Origin of the sequence: Pseudomonas sp. MF5691 (assembly GCF_016405645.1) — a bacterium.
Lineage (GTDB): Bacteria > Pseudomonadota > Gammaproteobacteria > Pseudomonadales > Pseudomonadaceae > Aquipseudomonas > Aquipseudomonas shahriarae.
In genome coordinates this window covers 55,595-71,270 of sequence record NZ_JAEKDC010000009.1, presented here as the reverse complement: position 1 = coordinate 71,270, position 15,676 = coordinate 55,595, and the positions used below count along the sequence as shown (strand labels likewise).

The 15,676-nt window shown below is 58.2% G+C and carries 19 protein-coding genes; 14 read left to right on the top strand and 5 right to left on the bottom strand.

From position 1 onward, the window contains the following. Window positions 1-4: 4 nt before the first annotated feature. Both JFT44_RS14905 and JFT44_RS14900 read right to left on the bottom strand, forming a co-directional pair. Window positions 5-256, bottom strand: a complete 252-nt coding sequence (locus tag JFT44_RS14905; protein WP_057438624.1) for a DUF1654 domain-containing protein — start codon at window positions 254-256, stop codon at window positions 5-7. Between the two features lie 193 nt (window positions 257-449). Beyond that, window positions 450-1,538, bottom strand: a complete 1,089-nt coding sequence (locus JFT44_RS14900; protein ID WP_057438625.1) for an asparaginase — start codon at window positions 1,536-1,538, stop codon at window positions 450-452. Window positions 1,539-2,055: 517 nt separating this feature from the next. Between JFT44_RS14900 and JFT44_RS14895 the strand changes: the two genes are divergently transcribed. From JFT44_RS14895 to JFT44_RS14865, 7 genes are read left to right on the top strand one after another with little or no spacing between them, the layout of a single operon-like run. Continuing rightward, complete coding sequence (locus JFT44_RS14895; RefSeq protein WP_057438626.1) at window positions 2,056-3,015, top strand: sugar ABC transporter substrate-binding protein; 960 nt, start codon at window positions 2,056-2,058, stop codon at window positions 3,013-3,015. A gap of 58 nt (window positions 3,016-3,073) precedes the next feature. Beyond that, window positions 3,074-4,627 carry a sugar ABC transporter ATP-binding protein gene (locus JFT44_RS14890; protein ID WP_128592921.1) on the top strand — a complete coding sequence of 518 codons (1,554 nt, stop codon included), beginning with the start codon at window positions 3,074-3,076 and terminating at the stop codon, window positions 4,625-4,627. Then, a complete protein-coding gene (locus JFT44_RS14885; RefSeq protein WP_057960168.1) occupies window positions 4,624-5,601 on the top strand; it encodes an ABC transporter permease in 978 nt (325 codons plus the stop codon). Before JFT44_RS14890 ends, JFT44_RS14885 begins: the two co-directional genes overlap by 4 nt. A 3-nt stretch (window positions 5,602-5,604) precedes the next feature. Then, window positions 5,605-6,627 (top strand): LacI family DNA-binding transcriptional regulator, encoded by a 1,023-nt coding sequence (locus JFT44_RS14880; protein ID WP_057960167.1) that lies wholly within the window; start codon window positions 5,605-5,607, stop codon window positions 6,625-6,627. A gap of 22 nt (window positions 6,628-6,649) precedes the next feature. Continuing rightward, the gene (rbsK, locus tag JFT44_RS14875; RefSeq protein WP_057960166.1) at window positions 6,650-7,567 is read left to right on the top strand and encodes a ribokinase; all 918 of its coding nucleotides are present in this window, start codon (window positions 6,650-6,652) and stop codon (window positions 7,565-7,567) included. Further along, a complete protein-coding gene (gene rbsD / locus JFT44_RS14870) occupies window positions 7,564-7,965 on the top strand; it encodes a D-ribose pyranase (protein WP_057438630.1) in 402 nt (133 codons plus the stop codon). The genes rbsK and rbsD overlap by 4 nt, the downstream gene beginning before the upstream one ends. Before the next feature lie 28 nt (window positions 7,966-7,993). After that, a complete protein-coding gene (locus tag JFT44_RS14865; protein ID WP_057438631.1) occupies window positions 7,994-9,022 on the top strand; it encodes a nucleoside hydrolase in 1,029 nt (342 codons plus the stop codon). A gap of 33 nt (window positions 9,023-9,055) precedes the next feature. On the opposite strand, the gene JFT44_RS14860 is transcribed toward JFT44_RS14865, so the two are convergent. Further along, the gene (locus JFT44_RS14860; protein WP_029294233.1) at window positions 9,056-9,268 is read right to left on the bottom strand and encodes a hypothetical protein; all 213 of its coding nucleotides are present in this window, start codon (window positions 9,266-9,268) and stop codon (window positions 9,056-9,058) included. Window positions 9,269-9,403: 135 nt separating this feature from the next. On the opposite strand from JFT44_RS14860, the gene JFT44_RS14855 reads away from it, so the two are divergent. Beyond that, window positions 9,404-9,709, top strand: a complete 306-nt coding sequence (locus JFT44_RS14855) for a hypothetical protein (RefSeq protein ID WP_057438632.1) — start codon at window positions 9,404-9,406, stop codon at window positions 9,707-9,709. 147 nt (window positions 9,710-9,856) lie between these two features. Continuing rightward, complete coding sequence (locus JFT44_RS14850; RefSeq protein WP_057438633.1) at window positions 9,857-10,177, top strand: I78 family peptidase inhibitor; 321 nt, start codon at window positions 9,857-9,859, stop codon at window positions 10,175-10,177. Between the two features lie 72 nt (window positions 10,178-10,249). On the opposite strand, the gene JFT44_RS14845 is transcribed toward JFT44_RS14850, so the two are convergent. After that, window positions 10,250-10,462 carry a cold-shock protein gene (locus JFT44_RS14845; RefSeq protein WP_007905882.1) on the bottom strand — a complete coding sequence of 71 codons (213 nt, stop codon included), beginning with the start codon at window positions 10,460-10,462 and terminating at the stop codon, window positions 10,250-10,252. A 289-nt stretch (window positions 10,463-10,751) separates the two neighbouring features. Next, the gene (locus JFT44_RS14840; protein ID WP_029294244.1) at window positions 10,752-11,063 is read right to left on the bottom strand and encodes a hypothetical protein; all 312 of its coding nucleotides are present in this window, start codon (window positions 11,061-11,063) and stop codon (window positions 10,752-10,754) included. A gap of 349 nt (window positions 11,064-11,412) precedes the next feature. On the opposite strand from JFT44_RS14840, the gene thrS reads away from it, so the two are divergent. From thrS to pheS, 5 genes are all read left to right on the top strand, one after another. Further along, the gene (thrS, locus tag JFT44_RS14835) at window positions 11,413-13,335 is read left to right on the top strand and encodes a threonine--tRNA ligase (protein WP_057960165.1); all 1,923 of its coding nucleotides are present in this window, start codon (window positions 11,413-11,415) and stop codon (window positions 13,333-13,335) included. After that, the gene (infC, locus tag JFT44_RS14830) at window positions 13,335-13,886 is read left to right on the top strand and encodes a translation initiation factor IF-3 (RefSeq protein WP_169960276.1); all 552 of its coding nucleotides are present in this window, start codon (window positions 13,335-13,337) and stop codon (window positions 13,884-13,886) included. Before thrS ends, infC begins: the two co-directional genes overlap by 1 nt. Before the next feature lie 60 nt (window positions 13,887-13,946). After that, window positions 13,947-14,141: a 50S ribosomal protein L35 gene (gene rpmI, locus JFT44_RS14825; RefSeq protein ID WP_002553160.1), complete on the top strand. Its 195-nt coding sequence runs from the start codon at window positions 13,947-13,949 to the stop codon at window positions 14,139-14,141. A gap of 29 nt (window positions 14,142-14,170) precedes the next feature. Beyond that, a complete protein-coding gene (gene rplT, locus JFT44_RS14820) occupies window positions 14,171-14,527 on the top strand; it encodes a 50S ribosomal protein L20 (protein ID WP_003174975.1) in 357 nt (118 codons plus the stop codon). A 108-nt stretch (window positions 14,528-14,635) separates the two neighbouring features. Next, window positions 14,636-15,652, top strand: coding sequence for a phenylalanine--tRNA ligase subunit alpha (gene pheS, locus JFT44_RS14815; protein ID WP_057438636.1), 1,017 nt, complete (start codon window positions 14,636-14,638; stop codon window positions 15,650-15,652). The last annotated feature ends 24 nt before the right edge of the window (window positions 15,653-15,676 follow it).

Genomic DNA, 15,676 nt, shown 5'->3' with positions numbered 1-15,676 from the left:
TGACTCAATCTTCCTTCGGTACGACCCAGAAAATCTGCACGCCGCCATCATCGCGATAAGCGAGGGTGACGTTGTCGTTTTCTGCGATTTCCTCCAGTAGTCGTGCCCACTCGTCCTCGGGTTCCTCCGGCAAACGGAAAATCAACGCGGCCTTGTTTTTTTGGGCGTTGGTGGAATTGATGATTTTTTGCACACGGATCGCCAGGCGTTGATAGGCGTCGGGCGGTGTCGGTGCTGCAGAGGAGGGCTTGGCCACGGAGGAGTCCTTAATTAGCTGTACGAACATACAGTATTTAACTGTGAGTAAATTCGCAACTGCTTAAAATTCAAGAAGTCCGTGTGACAACGGTTTACGCGGATTGGTGTACAGCGAGGATTTTTTGCAGGAGCCGACAACGACCTGTTGTCCCTGTCGGCGCCTACAAGGGTGTTAGCGGTGTGTCAGTAACTTAGTATTCCCAGAACATCCGCTGCAGTTCCTTGCTGTCCTGGGTCTTGGTCAGGGCGACCATGGCCAGGATGCGGGCTTTCTGCGGGTTCAGGTCATGGGCCACAACCCAGTCGTATTTGTCGTCAGGCTGCTCGGCATTGCGCAGAACGAAACCGCCGGCATTGACGTGGGAAGAACGAATGATTTGCACGCCTTCCTTGCGCAGTTCCTGCAGGGCAGGTACTACCTTGGCCGGTACCGAGCCATTGCCGGTGCCGGCATGGATGATGGCTTTGGCGCCAGCCTGGGCCAGGGCTTTGTAGGCGGTGTCGCTGACGTTGCCATAACCGTAGGCAATTTCAACGTCGGGCAGGCTCTTGATGTTCTTGATATCGAACTCCGAGTTCATGGTGTGACGCTTGGCCGGCTGGCGGAACCAGTAGGATTTGCCCTCTACGACCATGCCCAGTGGGCCCCAGGCGCTTTTGAAGGCCTCGGTCTTGATGTTGATCATCTTGCTGACATCGCGACCCGATTGGATCTCGTCGTTCATGGTCACCAGGACGCCTTTGCCGCGTGCGTCTTTGCTACCGGCAACAGCCACGGCGTTGTACAGGTTGAGCATGCCGTCGGCCGACATGGCAGTGCCTGGACGCATGGAGCCCACGACCACGATTGGCTTGTCGGTTTTTTCCACCAGGTTGAGGAAGTAGGCGGTTTCTTCGAGGGTGTCGGTGCCGTGGGTGATCACGATGCCGTCCACGTCTTTGCTGTCGGCAAGTTCTGCGACACGACGACCCAGTTGCAGCAGGTTTTCGTTGGTGATGCTCTCGGAAGCAATTTGCATCACTTGCTCGCCGCGCACGTTGGCGATCTGGCTGAGCTCCGGAATGCCGGCGATCAGTTGTTCGATACCCACCTTGGCCGCCTGGTAGGTGGCGCTATTGGCCGCGCTGGCGCCAGCGCCGGCAATGGTGCCGCCAGTGGCCAGCACGACTACGTTGGACAGTTTGGTCTTGGATTCAACTTCCTTGGCCTGGGCGGCCACGGGGAAGAGCAGCAGCAGGGCTAAAGCGCCCGGAACAAAGTTCTTGAGTGCAGATTTCATTATTTTTCTCTCTAGTTTTGATGAGTGCTTGTGCAGGTTCATCCAGAACACCCCGGGCTGCGCTGAGCGCCACAAGGTGCTGATTAAGAGCAGGATTTGTACCAGCGGGATTTTGTTTGGGATTTGATTTTAACTTGTTGATTTAAATCATATTTTTTGATGTTGCGTGATCTCTTGGCTTCAGCTCGTGTCCGAATATCCGAACGCAGGAGGCTGTGGTGTTCGGTTGTCCGAAAATCACCCTGGGAAAATCAGCAGCATCCTTCTGAGGTGTTCCTGCCGATCTGTCGTTTTTAGAGAACGATCACCCCGCCCGGATGTTTAGCCAGGAGCTGGTCGAGCTGTAGGGCAGGAGGTAGAGCCAACGAAGAAAAAGCACTTTTCTTTCGTTGACAAAATTCGGCAGCCTTCGCATAGTTTGTTTAGCGCAAACGTTTGCGAGGTGTTTCATGGCACTCGGTGAGTGAAGTGAAGGTGCAGGCGTTGCTCACAATAATCATAAGATCGGAGTGAACCCATGAAGCTTCCATTCGCTGGACGTTTGCTTGCTGCCGCCGTGCTGGCTGCCGCATCCGCTGCCCTGCCTCTCTCCTCTGCATTCGCTGATGACACCGCCGCCAAACCCAAGGTCGGCCTGGTGATGAAATCCCTGGCCAATGAGTTTTTCGTCACCATGCAAGACGGTGCCAAGGACTATCAGAAAGCCCATGCCGCCGATTTCGACATGATCACCAACGGGATCAAGAACGAAACCGATACCTCGGCGCAGATTGATATCGTCAACCAGATGATCCTCGCCAAAGTCAACGCGATCGTCATCGCACCCGCCGACTCCAAGGCGTTGGTCAACGTGCTGAAGAAAGCCTCCGATGCCGGGATCAAGGTGGTCAACATTGATAACCGCCTGGACCCTGAAGTGTTGAAAAGCAAAAACCTCGAGGTTCCCTTTGTAGGCCCGGATAACCGCAAGGGTTCGCGCCTGGTCGGCGAGTACCTGGCCAAACAGCTGGCGAGTGGCGATAAAGTCGGCATTATCGAAGGCGTCCCGACCACCACCAATGCCCAGCAACGCACCGCCGGGTTCAAGGACGCCATGGGTGCGGCCGGTATGAAGATTGTGTCCGTGCAGTCCGGTAACTGGGAAATCGACCAGGGCAACAAGGTGGCGGCGGCCATGTTGAGCGAATACCCGGACCTCAAGGCGCTGCTGGCCGGTAACGACAACATGGCCCTGGGCGCCGTTTCAGCGGTGCGCGCAGCGGGCATGGCGGGCAAGGTCCAAGTGGTTGGCTACGACAACATCGCTGCGATCAAGCCAATGCTCAACGACGGTCGCGTCCTGGCCACCGCCGACCAGGCGGCTGCCCAGCAAGCCGTATTTGGTATCCAGAATGCGCTGAAGCTGGTCAAGGGCGAAAAAGTCGAGTCCGTGGACGGCGTGATCGAAACGCCGGTAGAGCTCGTCCTCAAGCAATAACCCCTGGCCGCGCACTACAGCGCCCGCTCACATGGAGCGGGCGCCTGGAGATTTTCTTATGTCATCTTCCGCACCGACCCCTGTCCTCTCGGTCAGTGGTATCGGTAAGACCTATGCCCAGCCCGTCCTGTCCGACATCACCCTGACGCTTAATCGCGGCGAGGTGCTGGCGTTAACGGGTGAGAATGGCGCGGGCAAAAGCACCCTGTCGAAGATCATCGGCGGTCTGGTCACGCCAACCACTGGCCAGATGCAGTTCAATGGTCAGGCATACACCCCCGCCAGCCGGACCCAGGCGGAAAAGCAGGGGATCCGCATGGTGATGCAGGAGCTCAACCTGCTGCCGACCCTGACCGTGGCCGAAAACCTGTTCCTCGATAACCTGCCCAACCGCGGTGGCTGGATCAGCCGCAAGCAGTTGCGCCAGGCCGCGATTGAGGCCATGGCACACGTGGGCCTGGATGCCATTGACCCGGACACCCTGGTCGGCAGCCTGGGCATTGGCCATCAGCAGATGGTCGAGATCGCCCGCAACCTGATCGGCGATTGCCATGTGCTGATCCTCGACGAACCGACGGCGATGCTCACCGCCCGTGAAGTCGAGATGCTGTTCCAGCAAATTACCCGCCTGCAGGCCCGGGGCGTGGCAATTATCTATATTTCCCATCGACTGGAAGAGCTGGCACGGGTAGCCCAACGCATTGCAGTGCTGCGTGACGGCCAGTTGGTGTGTGTCGAACCGATGGCCAATTACAACAGCGAACAACTGGTCACGTTGATGGTCGGTCGTGAGCTGGGTGAGCACATCGACCTAGGTCCGCGCACCATCGGCGCGCCGGCATTGACGGTCAAGGGCCTGACCCGAGCGGACAAGGTTCGCGACGTGTCCTTTGAAGTGCGAGCCGGTGAAATCTACGGCATCTCGGGTTTGATCGGCGCCGGCCGTACGGAGTTGCTGCGCCTGATCTTTGGTGCCGACCTGGCCGACAGTGGCACGGTAGCCCTCGGCTCGCCGGCCCGGGTGGTGAGCATTCGTTCGCCGGTGGATGCAGTAGGCCATGGCATTGCCTTGATTACCGAGGATCGCAAGGGCGAGGGCCTGTTGTTGAGCCAGTCCATCAGCGCCAACACGGCCCTGGGCAATATGGCCAAGGTGTCCAGCGCCGGCCTGGTCAATGGGCGCGACGAAACGGCCCTGGCCAAGCGGCAGATTGACGCCATGCGTATCCGCAGCTCCAGCCCGGCGCAATTGGTGTCTGAGTTGTCGGGCGGCAATCAGCAGAAAGTGGTGATCGGCCGCTGGCTGGAGCGTGATTGCGCAGTGATGCTGTTTGATGAACCCACCCGTGGCATCGACGTGGGTGCCAAGTTTGATATCTATGCGCTGCTGGGTGACTTGACTCGTCAGGGCAAGGCGCTGGTGGTGGTGTCCAGCGACCTGCGGGAGCTGATGCTGATCTGTGACCGCATCGGTGTGCTGTCTGCCGGGCGCTTGATCGAGACCTTCGAGCGTGCCAGCTGGACCCAGGATGAATTGCTTGCTGCCGCATTTGCCGGCTATCAGAAACGTGATGCGTTGCTCAACGAAGCCGCGCCCAGGACAAACCCATGAAAACAGCAACTCCAACCGCCAAAGCCGGCGGTAATTTCTACGGCCTGGGCACCTATCTGGGTCTGGCTGGTGCATTGCTGGCGATGATTGCGCTGTTCTCGGCGCTGAGCAGCCACTTTTGGTCCTATGGCACCTTCAGCACCATTGCCAACCAGATTCCCGACCTGATGGTATTGGCGGTGGGCATGACGTTCATCCTGATCATCGGCGGCATTGACCTGTCGGTGGGCTCGGTATTGGCCCTGGCCGCGTCTGCGGTCAGCGTGGCGATCCTCGGCTGGGGCTGGAGCGTGATACCCGCAGCCTTGCTCGGCATGGGCTGCGCGGCACTGGCCGGCACCATCACCGGCTCGATCACCGTGGCCTGGCGGATTCCGTCGTTCATTGTGTCCCTGGGGGTGCTGGAAATGGCCCGTGGTGCGGCCTACCAGATGACCGGGTCGCGCACTGCCTATATCGGTGACTCCTTTGCCTGGCTGTCCAACCCGGTGGCCTTTGGTATCTCGCCGTCGTTCATCATTGCGTTGCTGGTGATTATCGTGGCCCACGCGGTACTGACGCGTACCGTGTTTGGTCGCTACCTGATCGGCATCGGCACCAATGAAGAGGCGGTGCGCCTGGCGGGTATCAATCCAAAACCCTACAAAATCCTGGTGTTCAGCCTGATGGGGCTGCTGGCTGGGGTGGCGGCGCTGTTCCAGATTTCGCGCCTGGAAGCGGCCGACCCGAACGCTGGCTCAGGCCTGGAGCTGCAGGTGATTGCCGCAGTGGTGATCGGCGGCACCAGCCTGATGGGCGGGCGTGGCTCGGTGATCAGTACATTCTTTGGGGTGCTGATTATTTCTGTATTGGCGGCCGGTCTGGCGCAGATCGGTGCGACCGAGCCGACCAAACGCATCATTACCGGCGCCGTTATCGTGATTGCCGTGGTGCTCGACACCTACCGCAGTCAACGCGCCAGTCGGCGGGGCTAAGCCATGGCAACCATCAAGGATGTGGCGGCGCTTGCGGGGATTTCCTACACCACAGTGTCCCATGTGGTGAACAGGACACGCCCGGTCAGCGAGCCCGTGCGACTCAAGGTCGAAGCCGCGATCAAGCAGTTGGACTATGTGCCCAGCGCGGTCGCCCGTTCGCTGAAGGCCAAGACCACGGCGACCATCGGCCTGCTGGTGCCCAACAGCCTCAACCCGTATTTCGCGGAGCTGGCCAGGGGCATCGAGGATTACTGCGAGCGCAATGGCTACTGCGTGATCCTGTGCAATTCCGACGATAACGCCGAGAAACAGCGCAACTATTTGCGGGTGTTGCTGGAGAAGCGTGTCGACGGCTTGATCGTCACCTCGGTCGGTGGTGATGACGATGGCCTGGCCGCTGGCTTGAAAGGCGTGCGCACGCCCATGGTCATTGTCGACCGGGGCCTGGAAGGCGTGGATGTGGACCTGGTGCGCATTGACCACGAGCAGGGCGCCTACCTGGCGACCCGGCATTTAGTGGCGCTGGGGCACCGGGATATCGCCTGTATTGGCGGGCCCGCCCATACCCGTGTGGCGCAGATGCGCCTGGCCGGCTACCAGCGTGCGTTGCAGGAGGCCGGGATCGCGGTGCCCGCCAGTCGCGTGCTGGAAAGCGATTTCACCAGCACCGGTGGCTATGGGGCGGCGGTGCAGTTGCTGGCAGACAACCCGCCCAGCGCGATATTTGCCGGCAACGACATGATCGGTTTTGGCGTATTGCGGGCGGCCGCCGAGCGCAACCTGCGGGTACCCGCCGAGCTGTCGGTGATTGGTTTTGATGACATTCAAATGAGCCGCTATGTGTACCCCGCGTTGACCACTGTGGGTCAGTCGATCCTGCAATTGGGGGAAACGGCGGCGGAGTTGTTACTGCGACGGATTGCGACACCGCAATTGCCGGTTGACCAGCGCATTGTCACGCCGAGCATTGTCTTGCGTGAGTCAACGGCGCCGTTGGCTGCTGTGTTTGCCTCAAACCGCTGAACGAATTGATGAGTATTGACGTATGCCAGCAACAGTAGTGGTAGTAGGCAGTTTGAACATGGACCTGGTGACCCGGGCCAGCCGGCTGCCTCGCGGCGGTGAGACCCTGGTTGGCCAGTCGTTTGCCACCGTTCCGGGCGGCAAGGGCGCCAATCAGGCGGTCGCTGCGGCGCGCCTGGGGGCTGAGGTTGCGATGATCGGCTGCATAGGCAGCGATGCCTACGGCGCTCAATTGCGCGATGCATTGCTGGTGGAAGGGATCGACTGTCAGGCCGTCAGTGAGGTGCCGGGTTCCAGTGGTGTCGCGCTGATTGTGGTGGATGACAGCAGTCAGAATGCGATTGTGATTGTGGCCGGCAGCAACGGCCAACTGACCCCCGCGTCGCTGTTGGCGTTCGACGCCGTGCTGCAGGCGGCCGAGGTGATTGTCTGCCAGCTCGAAGTGCCCATGGACACCGTGGGGTATGCCCTCAAGCGTGGCCGTGAGTTGGGCAAGACGGTGATCCTCAACCCGGCGCCCGCCAGCGGCCCGCTGCCGGCAGACTGGTACGCCTGCATTGACTACCTGATCCCCAACGAAAGTGAAGCATCGGCCTTGAGCGGGGTGCCGGTCGATTCCCTGGACTCCGCCAAGGTTGCGGCGACCCATCTGCTCAAAGCCGGGGCGGGCAAGGTCATCGTGACCCTGGGTTCGCAGGGGGCGCTGTTCGCCGACGGCCAAGGGTTCGAGCACCTGTTGGCGCCCAAAGTGCAGGCCGTGGATACCACGGCGGCAGGCGACACCTTTGTCGGTGGCTTTGCGGCAGCGCTGGCCAGCGGCCAGAGCGAGGCCGAGGCCATCCGGTTTGGCCAGGTCGCGGCGGCCCTGTCGGTCACCCGCGCCGGAGCCCAACCCTCTATTCCTACGCTGCATGACGTCCAAGGCTTTGTTCGCCCATGAAAAAGACCCCATTGCTCAATATTGCCCTGTCGCGGCTGATCGCCTCCCTTGGTCATGGCGACATCCTGGTGATCGGCGATGCCGGCCTGCCAGTGCCGCCGGGTGTGGAGTTGATCGACCTGGCGCTGACCCAGGGTATTCCTGACTTCATCAGCACCTTGCGCGTGGTGCTCAGCGAGATGCAGGTGGAAAGCCACGTACTGGCCGAGGAACTCTTGCACAAGCAGCCACCGGCGCTGGCTGACCTCAATGCCCTGGACCAGGGCGAACTGGGCGAGCGTCGCTTGCTGAGTCATGACGCGTTCAAGCTGCTCAGCCACAAGGCGCGCGCGGTGGTGCGCACAGGCGAGTGCCAGCCCTACTGTAATATCGCGCTGGTGTCTGGCGTGACTTTCTAGCGTTTCCCACAATGACAAGGAGTGCGTCATGCAACGTAGAACCCCAACCCTGCGACACCTGTTTCGGAGTGTGCTGCTTTTGTCCGTGCTAACTGCTGCAAGCGCCCAGGCGGCGGAAAAAATCGACCTGATCATTGATACCGACCCGGGCGCTGACGATGTGGTCGCGCTGCTGTTTGCGATGGCGTCCCCGCAGGAGCTGAATATCCGGGCGTTGACCACCGTGGCCGGCAACGTGCGGCTGGACAAGACCTCGCGCAACGCACGGTTGGCCCGTGAGTGGGCAGGGCGTGAAGAGATTCCGGTGTATGCCGGCGCGCCACAGCCGCTGCTGCGCACGCCGATTTATGCCGAGAATATCCATGGCAAGGAAGGTATTTCCGGTGTCACCGTGCACGAGCCGAAAAAAGGCCTGGCCGAAGGCAATGCGGTCGACTACCTGATCAAGACCCTGAGCACCGCCAAGCCCCATAGCATCACCATTGCCATGCTAGGCCCACAAACCAACCTGGCCCTGGCGTTGACCCAGGCACCGGAAATCACCCAGGGCATCAAGGAAGTGGTGGTCATGGGCGGCGCGCACTTCAACGGCGGCAACATTACGCCGGTGGCCGAGTTCAACCTGTTTGCCGATCCGGTGGCTGCTGAAATCGTCCTCAAAAGTGGCGTCAAGCTGACTTACCTGCCGCTGGACGTGACCCACAAGATCCTCACCAGCGAAGCGCGCCTGAAGCAGATCGCCGACTTGAACAACAACGCCAGCAAGATAGTGGGCAGTATTCTCAACGAATACGTCAAAGGGGATATGGAGCACTACGGTATGACGGGTGGCCCGGTGCATGACGCCACCGTGATCGGCTATCTGCTCAAGCCCGAGCTGTTCACCGGACGCCAGGCCAACATGGTGGTCGATAGCCGCGAAGGCCCGACGTTCGGCCAGACCATCGTCGATTGGTACGATGGCCTCAAGCACGATAAAAACGTGTTTTGGGTGGAAAACGGCGACGCCCAGGGGTTTTTCGACTTGCTCACCGAGCGCCTTGCGCGCCTGAAGTAAGCTGCCTGCCGGTCGGCGCTCGTCGACCGGTAACTATTCGCGCAGAGGGTCTTCGACCCCCATATGGTCGGCCGGGTATTTCTCGAATATCTGGCCGATAAAGGCCTGCGCTGCCTGGGTGCCCAGCTCCTTGACCAGCAGGTCGATGCCGATGATCGCCAACTCTTCCGGGCTGCCCGGGCTGTAGGAGCTTTGCCCTTGGGGCCACTTGGCTTTGATGTCGGCATTGATGGTAACGATGGTCATCGGGTTCTCGCGGCTCGCAAAGGCTGGACAGGCCTGCAGAGTTAACCATTTTGCGCTGCGTTTGGCACTGCTACTTAGGCATGAGGGGGACGCTGTGCGACACTGGCCCCCTGTTTAATTACCAGGACACGCCACGTGCACATCGACTTGACCAACCCCAAGAGCCTCACATTGGAGGCTGTTCGCCAAATGATTGCCAGTGCCAGCGACGATCAGCACACCCAGCTACGGGTTACCAAGGCCGGTATCGCCTATATCTCTTCCTGTGTGGTGGGAGGGATGCAGATTGATGGGTTGTTGTTTCGCCTGGAGACCTGGGCAGCTGGGTCTGGCTATGTCGGCAAGGTGGCGGCCAGTGATGAGGTGTGGGTGATGCAGATTTTCAATGCGCTGAAGCAGAACTGGCCAAAGCCGCCGTTTGACTACATCGACATCTACTGAGATTTATTCATATCTGGTGACGATTGATTCATCAAGCCATGGCGTAGAGTCAGGCAGACTCGCCTACAGCCAATTGTGACAATTCTGAAACCAATTGGCCAAATCACGGTCGCACGATCTCTGTCCATTTTTCTCAAAGGAGGCTTCATGCCTTGGAAGCTCGCATCATTCGGTACCTTGTTGGCGGCAGCCGTCCTCGCGGGTTGCAGTACTTCGGGTACCTCCGAGCCGGCCAAAGACACGGCCGCGGCTGAGCCTGTTCACACGCGCTGTGAATCGCAGGCTGCGCAGTTCGCCATCGGCCAGAAGGCCTCGCCGCAATTGCTGGAGCAGGCCCGTACCCGTGCCGGTGCGCAGAATGCCCGTATTCTCAAGCCCAACGACATGATCACCCTCGAATACCGTTCCGATCGCCTGAACCTCAACACCGATGACAATCTAGTGATCACCCGCGTCAACTGCGGCTGATAACACAACACTTTTGTGTCACCCATAAAAAACCCCGTCACATGGACGGGGTTTTTTAGATCGGCGTAGAGATTACTCTGCGCGAACCTGTGCAGCTTGCATACCCTTTTGGCCTTTCTCAGCCACGAAGGAAACGGTTTGGCCTTCTTTCAGGCTTTTGAAACCGTCGCTTTCGATAGCTTTGAAGTGTACGAACAGGTCGTCACCGCCACCTTGAGGAGTGATGAAGCCGAAGCCTTTTTCATCGTTGAACCATTTAACGGTGCCGGTTTGGCGATTAGACATGGTGTATCTCCAAGAAACATATATTTTCAGTAGTACTGTGCTGCTCAGGCCAACTGGGCACACTGGGCTATCATAGTCGAAATGTCCGGCTTGGGAGCCCCCCCAAGGCACTGTTTGCCAATCAAACGCGTTTTCTTCAGTGCCCTGGATGGCTGTAAGCCCCGGTTTACGGGGCTTTAGCGAGAAATATCAGCTAGTAAAAAAAGCCGTAAAAGCAATGTAAATTGTGAGAAATAGCAGTTTTCAGTGGGTTTTCAGGCCGTTTTTTCGGTCTGATTTCTCGCCACGCTTACTTTTTCTTCACGACCTTGCAGGACGAAATAGCTGCGACGGCTTTGTTTTTCAGCTCCGCGCTGGCGTTCTGGTTGGTCATCAGTTCCTTGATTTCCGCAGTGCTCAATTCAGCGTTGATTTTATCCGCGCCACATTCGCAATGGGCTTTGGCGGTTTTGGCATCAACGTTCTGGCTGGCGGCGGCGCTGCAGTCCTGGACAAAGCTATCCCGGGCGCCTGCAGGCCAGTTGGACGGGGCGGCGGCTTGAGCGCCAATGGAGAACAGGGCCAGGGAAGCGGCAAGGGCGAAGATCGAGGTGCTGCGCATGGTTAGATGCTCCTTGAGTCGAGATGACGGACGGCGATTTTCAGTGTGTTTGAGGCCTGACGTACAGCCCAAGTTCACTTTTGCCTGTAAAAGCCTGGAGTTTGCCTTTGCGCGGCGGTGGGGCGGCGCTATGACCGTTCATCTGTGCTAGCATCAGCGACCTGGCTTTTTTCGTGCCGGGTTTTTTTGTTTAACTCCAGTCACTCTGGTTCGATTATCGGTTGGCCGAAAGGCTCCTGCCGCTGTAAGGCAGGCGTTCAGCAATGAACGGCCTGGTGTTGGATCTTGTACTGGCTCATCCCAACCCACGTGACCTTTGGTAGGGGTCACCACTAGGAGAGGAGGCGCCATGCCAACTATTACTCTTCCCGACGGCAGTCAACGTTCATTCGATCATCCGGTTTCCGTAGCCGAGGTCGCCGCATCCATTGGTGCAGGCCTGGCCAAGGCCACCGTGGCCGGCAAGGTCGACGGCAAGCTGGTTGACGCCAGCGACCTGATCACCAGCGACGTCAGCCTGCAAATCATCACGCCCAAGGATCAAGAGGGGCTGGAGATCATTCGCCACTCTTGCGCGCACCTGATTGGCCATGCGGTCAAACAGCTGTACCCCACCGCGAAGATGGTGATCGGCCCGGTCATCGACGAAGGCTTCTATTACGATATCGCCTACGAGCGTCCTTTTACGCCGGACGATATGGCCGCCATCGAAGCGCGCATGCACGCGCTGATCGAGAAAGATTACGACGTCATCAAGAAAGTCACGCCACGCGCCGAAGTGATCGACGTGTTCACTGCCCGTGGTGAGGACTACAAGCTACGTCTGGTGGAAGACATGCCGGACGAACAGGCCATGGGCCTGTATTACCACGAAGAATATGTCGACATGTGCCGTGGCCCGCACGTGCCGAATACGCGCTTCCTCAAATCGTTCAAGCTGACCAAGCTGTCCGGTGCCTACTGGCGCGGCGATGCGAAAAACGAGCAACTGCAGCGGGTCTATGGCACCGCCTGGGCTGACAAGAAGCAGCTGGCGGCCTACATCCAGCGCATCGAAGAAGCCGAGAAGCGCGATCACCGTAAAATCGGTAAGCGCCTGAACCTGTTCCACCTCCAGGAAGAAGCGCCGGGCATGGTGTTCTGGCACCCGAACGGCTGGACCCTGTACCAGGTGCTTGAGCAGTACATGCGCAAGGTGCAGCGTGAAAACGGCTATCTGGAGATCAAGACGCCGCAAGTGGTTGACCGTAGCCTGTGGGAGAAATCCGGGCACTGGGCCAACTACGCCGACAATATGTTCACCACCGAGTCGGAAAGCCGCGACTACGCCATCAAGCCGATGAACTGCCCTTGCCACGTGCAAGTGTTCAATCAGGGCTTGAAGAGCTACCGCGAGCTGCCGATGCGCCTGGCCGAGTTCGGTGCGTGCCACCGTAACGAGCCATCGGGTGCACTGCACGGCATCATGCGTGTGCGCGGTTTCACTCAGGACGACGCCCACATCTTCTGCACCGAAGAGCAGATGCAGGCCGAATCCGCCGCGTTCATCAAGCTGACCATGGACGTTTATCGCGATTTCGGCTTTACCGACGTCGAAATGAAGCTGTCCACTCGTCCGGAAAAACGCGTCGGTTCCGACGAGTTGTGGGATCGCGCCGAAGCTGCACTGGCCGCTGCGCTAGATAGTGCGGGCCTTGCGTACGATCTGCAGCCGGGTGAGGGCGCCTTCTACGGTCCTAAAATCGAGTTCTCGCTGAAAGATTGCCTTGGCCGTGTCTGGCAATGTGGTACCTTGCAGCTCGATTTTAACCTGCCGATCCGTCTGGGAGCCGAATACGTCTCCGAAGACAACAGCCGTAAACACCCGGTTATGCTGCACCGGGCGATCCTCGGCTCATTCGAACGGTTCGTCGGGATCCTGATCGAGCACTACGAGGGCGCGTTCCCTGCGTGGCTGGCTCCGACTCAGGCAGTGATCATGAATATCACTGATAAACAGGCCGATTTTGCTGCTGAAGTTGAAAAAACACTCAACGAAAGCGGATTTCGTGCCAAGTCCGACTTGAGAAATGAAAAGATCGGCTTTAAAATCCGCGAGCATACTTTGCTCAAGGTTCCCTATCTTTTGGTTATCGGAGATCGGGAAGTCGAGATGCAGACTGTCGCTGTGCGTACTCGTGAAGGTGCTGACCTGGGCTCGATGCCCGTCGCCCAGTTCGCTGAGTTCCTCGCGCAAGCGGTTTCCCGGCGTGGTCGCCCAGATTCGGAGTAATTACTATTAAGCGTGAAATGAGACAAGATAAACGAGCTGCACCGAAAGCCCCGATCAACGAGAATATCTCGGCACGCGAGGTTCGGTTAATTGGGGCTGAGGGTGAGCAGCTTGGGATTGTGTCAATTGAAGACGCGCTTCTTAAGGCTGAAGAAGCCAAGCTCGATTTGGTGGAAATTTCCGCCGATGCTGTACCTCCTGTCTGCAAGCTGATGGATTACGGCAAGTCGATCTTCGAAAAGAAGAAGCAGATTGCCGCAGCCAAGAAAAACCAGAAGCAGATCCAGGTTAAAGAAATCAAGTTTCGTCCAGGGACGGAGGAAGGGGATTACCAGGTAAAACTGCGCAACCTGGTACGTTTCCTGAGTGATGGGGACAGGGCCAAGGTATCCTTGCGATTCCGCGGCCGTGAGATGGCCCACCAGGAGCTGGGTATGGAACTCCTCAAGCGGGTTGAAGCTGACCTGCTGGAGTACGGTTCCGTCGAACAGCATCCTAAGATGGAAGGACGCCAACTGATCATGGTCATCGCCCCGAAAAAGAAGAAGTAATCAATAGGGCACGGCAGGCCTTCTGATTATGTTTATCAACTGAATGCGGAGTATCCGAACATGCCAAAGATGAAGACTAAAAGTGGTGCTGCTAAGCGGTTTCTGAAAACTGCTAACGGTATCAAGCACAAGCACGCTTTCAAGAGCCACATCCTGACCAAAATGTCGACCAAGCGTAAGCGTCAACTGCGCGGTAGCAGCTTGCTGCATCCGTCTGACGTGGCAAAAGTCGAGCGCATGCTGCGCCTTCGTTAATTTTGGATCAAGAATAGAGGAAGTAACTCATGGCTCGTGTAAAGCGTGGCGTCATTGCCCGTAAGCGTCACAAAAAAATTCTGAAACTCGCTAAAGGCTACTACGGCGCGCGTTCACGCGTATTCCGTGTTGCCAAGCAAGCGGTAATCAAGGCAGGCCAATACGCCTACCGTGACCGTCGTCAGAAAAAACGTCAGTTCCGCGCTCTGTGGATCGCTCGTATCAATGCTGGTGCTCGTGTTAACGGTCTGTCCTACAGCCGTTTCATCGCTGGCCTGAAAAAAGCGTCCATCGAAATCGACCGTAAGGTTCTGGCTGAACTGGCCGTGAACGAAAAAGCGGTGTTTGCTGCGATTGTCGAGAAAGCTAAAGCCACCTTGGCTTAAGTACCCCCGACAGTCACCCTGGGCTACTCCGTAGTCCAAGGTGGTAAACGTCATAAATAGGGGAAGAGCCTTCAAGCTCTTCCCCTATTTTGTATCTGGAGTCTGTACATGGAAAACCTGGACGCGCTGGTCGCTCAAGCTCTTGAGGCTGTGCAAAGCGCTGAAGATATCAATGCCCTGGAGCAAATCCGGGTTCAATACCTTGGCAAGAAAGGTGAGTTGACTCAGGTGATGAAGACCCTGGGCAATCTGCCGGCCGAAGAGCGCCCGCAAGTCGGTGCGCTGATCAACGTTGCCAAGGAGCGTGTCACAGAGGTTCTCAATGCGCGCAAGGCGTTGTTCGAGGAGGCCGATCTTGCGGCCAAGCTCGCCGCCGAGTCCATTGACGTGACCCTGCCTGGCCGCGGCCAGACCTCTGGCGGTCTGCATCCGGTGACCCGGACTCTGGAACGTATCGAGCAGTTCTTTACCCACATCGGCTACGGCATTGCCGAAGGCCCTGAGGTCGAAGACGACTATCACAACTTCGAGGCGCTCAACATCCCAGGCCATCACCCGGCCCGGTCGATGCACGACACCTTCTATTTCAATGCGAACATGCTGTTGCGCACCCATACCTCGCCGGTACAGGTCCGCACCATGGAATCGCAGCAGCCGCCGATCCGCATCGTCTGCCCAGGCCGTGTGTACCGTAGCGACTCCGATATCACCCACTCGCCGATGTTCCACCAGGTCGAAGGCCTGCTGGTTGATCGCGACATCAATTTCGCCGATCTCAAAGGCACCATCGAAGAATTCCTGCGGGTGTTCTTCGAAAAAGAGCTGGCGGTACGTTTCCGCCCGTCCTACTTCCCGTTCACCGAGCCATCCGCCGAAGTCGATATGGAGTGCGTGATGTGCAGCGGTAAAGGCTGCCGTGTCTGCAAACAGACCGGCTGGCTGGAAGTCATGGGGTGCGGCATGGTTCACCCCAACGTGCTGCGCATGTCCGGGATCGACCCGGAAGAGTTCTCGGGCTTTGCCTTCGGCATGGGCGTCGAGCGTCTGGCCATGCTGCGTTACGGCGTGAACGACTTGCGCCTGTTCTTCGACAACGACTTGCGGTTCCTCGCGCAATTTCGCTAGTCGTAACGAACCTTTAGGAGAGCA

What these genes read in the sequence shown, in the direction of transcription:
- JFT44_RS14900 (WP_057438625.1), bottom strand. Translation starts at nt 1,538, where the DNA reads ATGAAATCTGCACTCAAGAACTTTGTTCCGGGCGCTTTAGCCCTGCTG.
- JFT44_RS14895 (WP_057438626.1), top strand. Translation starts at nt 2,056, where the DNA reads ATGAAGCTTCCATTCGCTGGACGTTTGCTTGCTGCCGCCGTGCTGGCT.
- JFT44_RS14890 (WP_128592921.1), top strand. Translation starts at nt 3,074, where the DNA reads ATGTCATCTTCCGCACCGACCCCTGTCCTCTCGGTCAGTGGTATCGGT.
- JFT44_RS14885 (WP_057960168.1), top strand. Translation starts at nt 4,624, where the DNA reads ATGAAAACAGCAACTCCAACCGCCAAAGCCGGCGGTAATTTCTACGGC.
- JFT44_RS14880 (WP_057960167.1), top strand. Translation starts at nt 5,605, where the DNA reads ATGGCAACCATCAAGGATGTGGCGGCGCTTGCGGGGATTTCCTACACC.
- rbsK (WP_057960166.1), top strand. Translation starts at nt 6,650, where the DNA reads ATGCCAGCAACAGTAGTGGTAGTAGGCAGTTTGAACATGGACCTGGTG.
- rbsD (WP_057438630.1), top strand. Translation starts at nt 7,564, where the DNA reads ATGAAAAAGACCCCATTGCTCAATATTGCCCTGTCGCGGCTGATCGCC.
- JFT44_RS14865 (WP_057438631.1), top strand. Translation starts at nt 7,994, where the DNA reads ATGCAACGTAGAACCCCAACCCTGCGACACCTGTTTCGGAGTGTGCTG.
- JFT44_RS14860 (WP_029294233.1), bottom strand. Translation starts at nt 9,268, where the DNA reads ATGACCATCGTTACCATCAATGCCGACATCAAAGCCAAGTGGCCCCAA.
- JFT44_RS14850 (WP_057438633.1), top strand. Translation starts at nt 9,857, where the DNA reads ATGCCTTGGAAGCTCGCATCATTCGGTACCTTGTTGGCGGCAGCCGTC.
- JFT44_RS14845 (WP_007905882.1), bottom strand. Translation starts at nt 10,462, where the DNA reads ATGTCTAATCGCCAAACCGGCACCGTTAAATGGTTCAACGATGAAAAA.
- JFT44_RS14840 (WP_029294244.1), bottom strand. Translation starts at nt 11,063, where the DNA reads ATGCGCAGCACCTCGATCTTCGCCCTTGCCGCTTCCCTGGCCCTGTTC.
- thrS (WP_057960165.1), top strand. Translation starts at nt 11,413, where the DNA reads ATGCCAACTATTACTCTTCCCGACGGCAGTCAACGTTCATTCGATCAT.
- rpmI (WP_002553160.1), top strand. Translation starts at nt 13,947, where the DNA reads ATGCCAAAGATGAAGACTAAAAGTGGTGCTGCTAAGCGGTTTCTGAAA.
- rplT (WP_003174975.1), top strand. Translation starts at nt 14,171, where the DNA reads ATGGCTCGTGTAAAGCGTGGCGTCATTGCCCGTAAGCGTCACAAAAAA.
- pheS (WP_057438636.1), top strand. Translation starts at nt 14,636, where the DNA reads ATGGAAAACCTGGACGCGCTGGTCGCTCAAGCTCTTGAGGCTGTGCAA.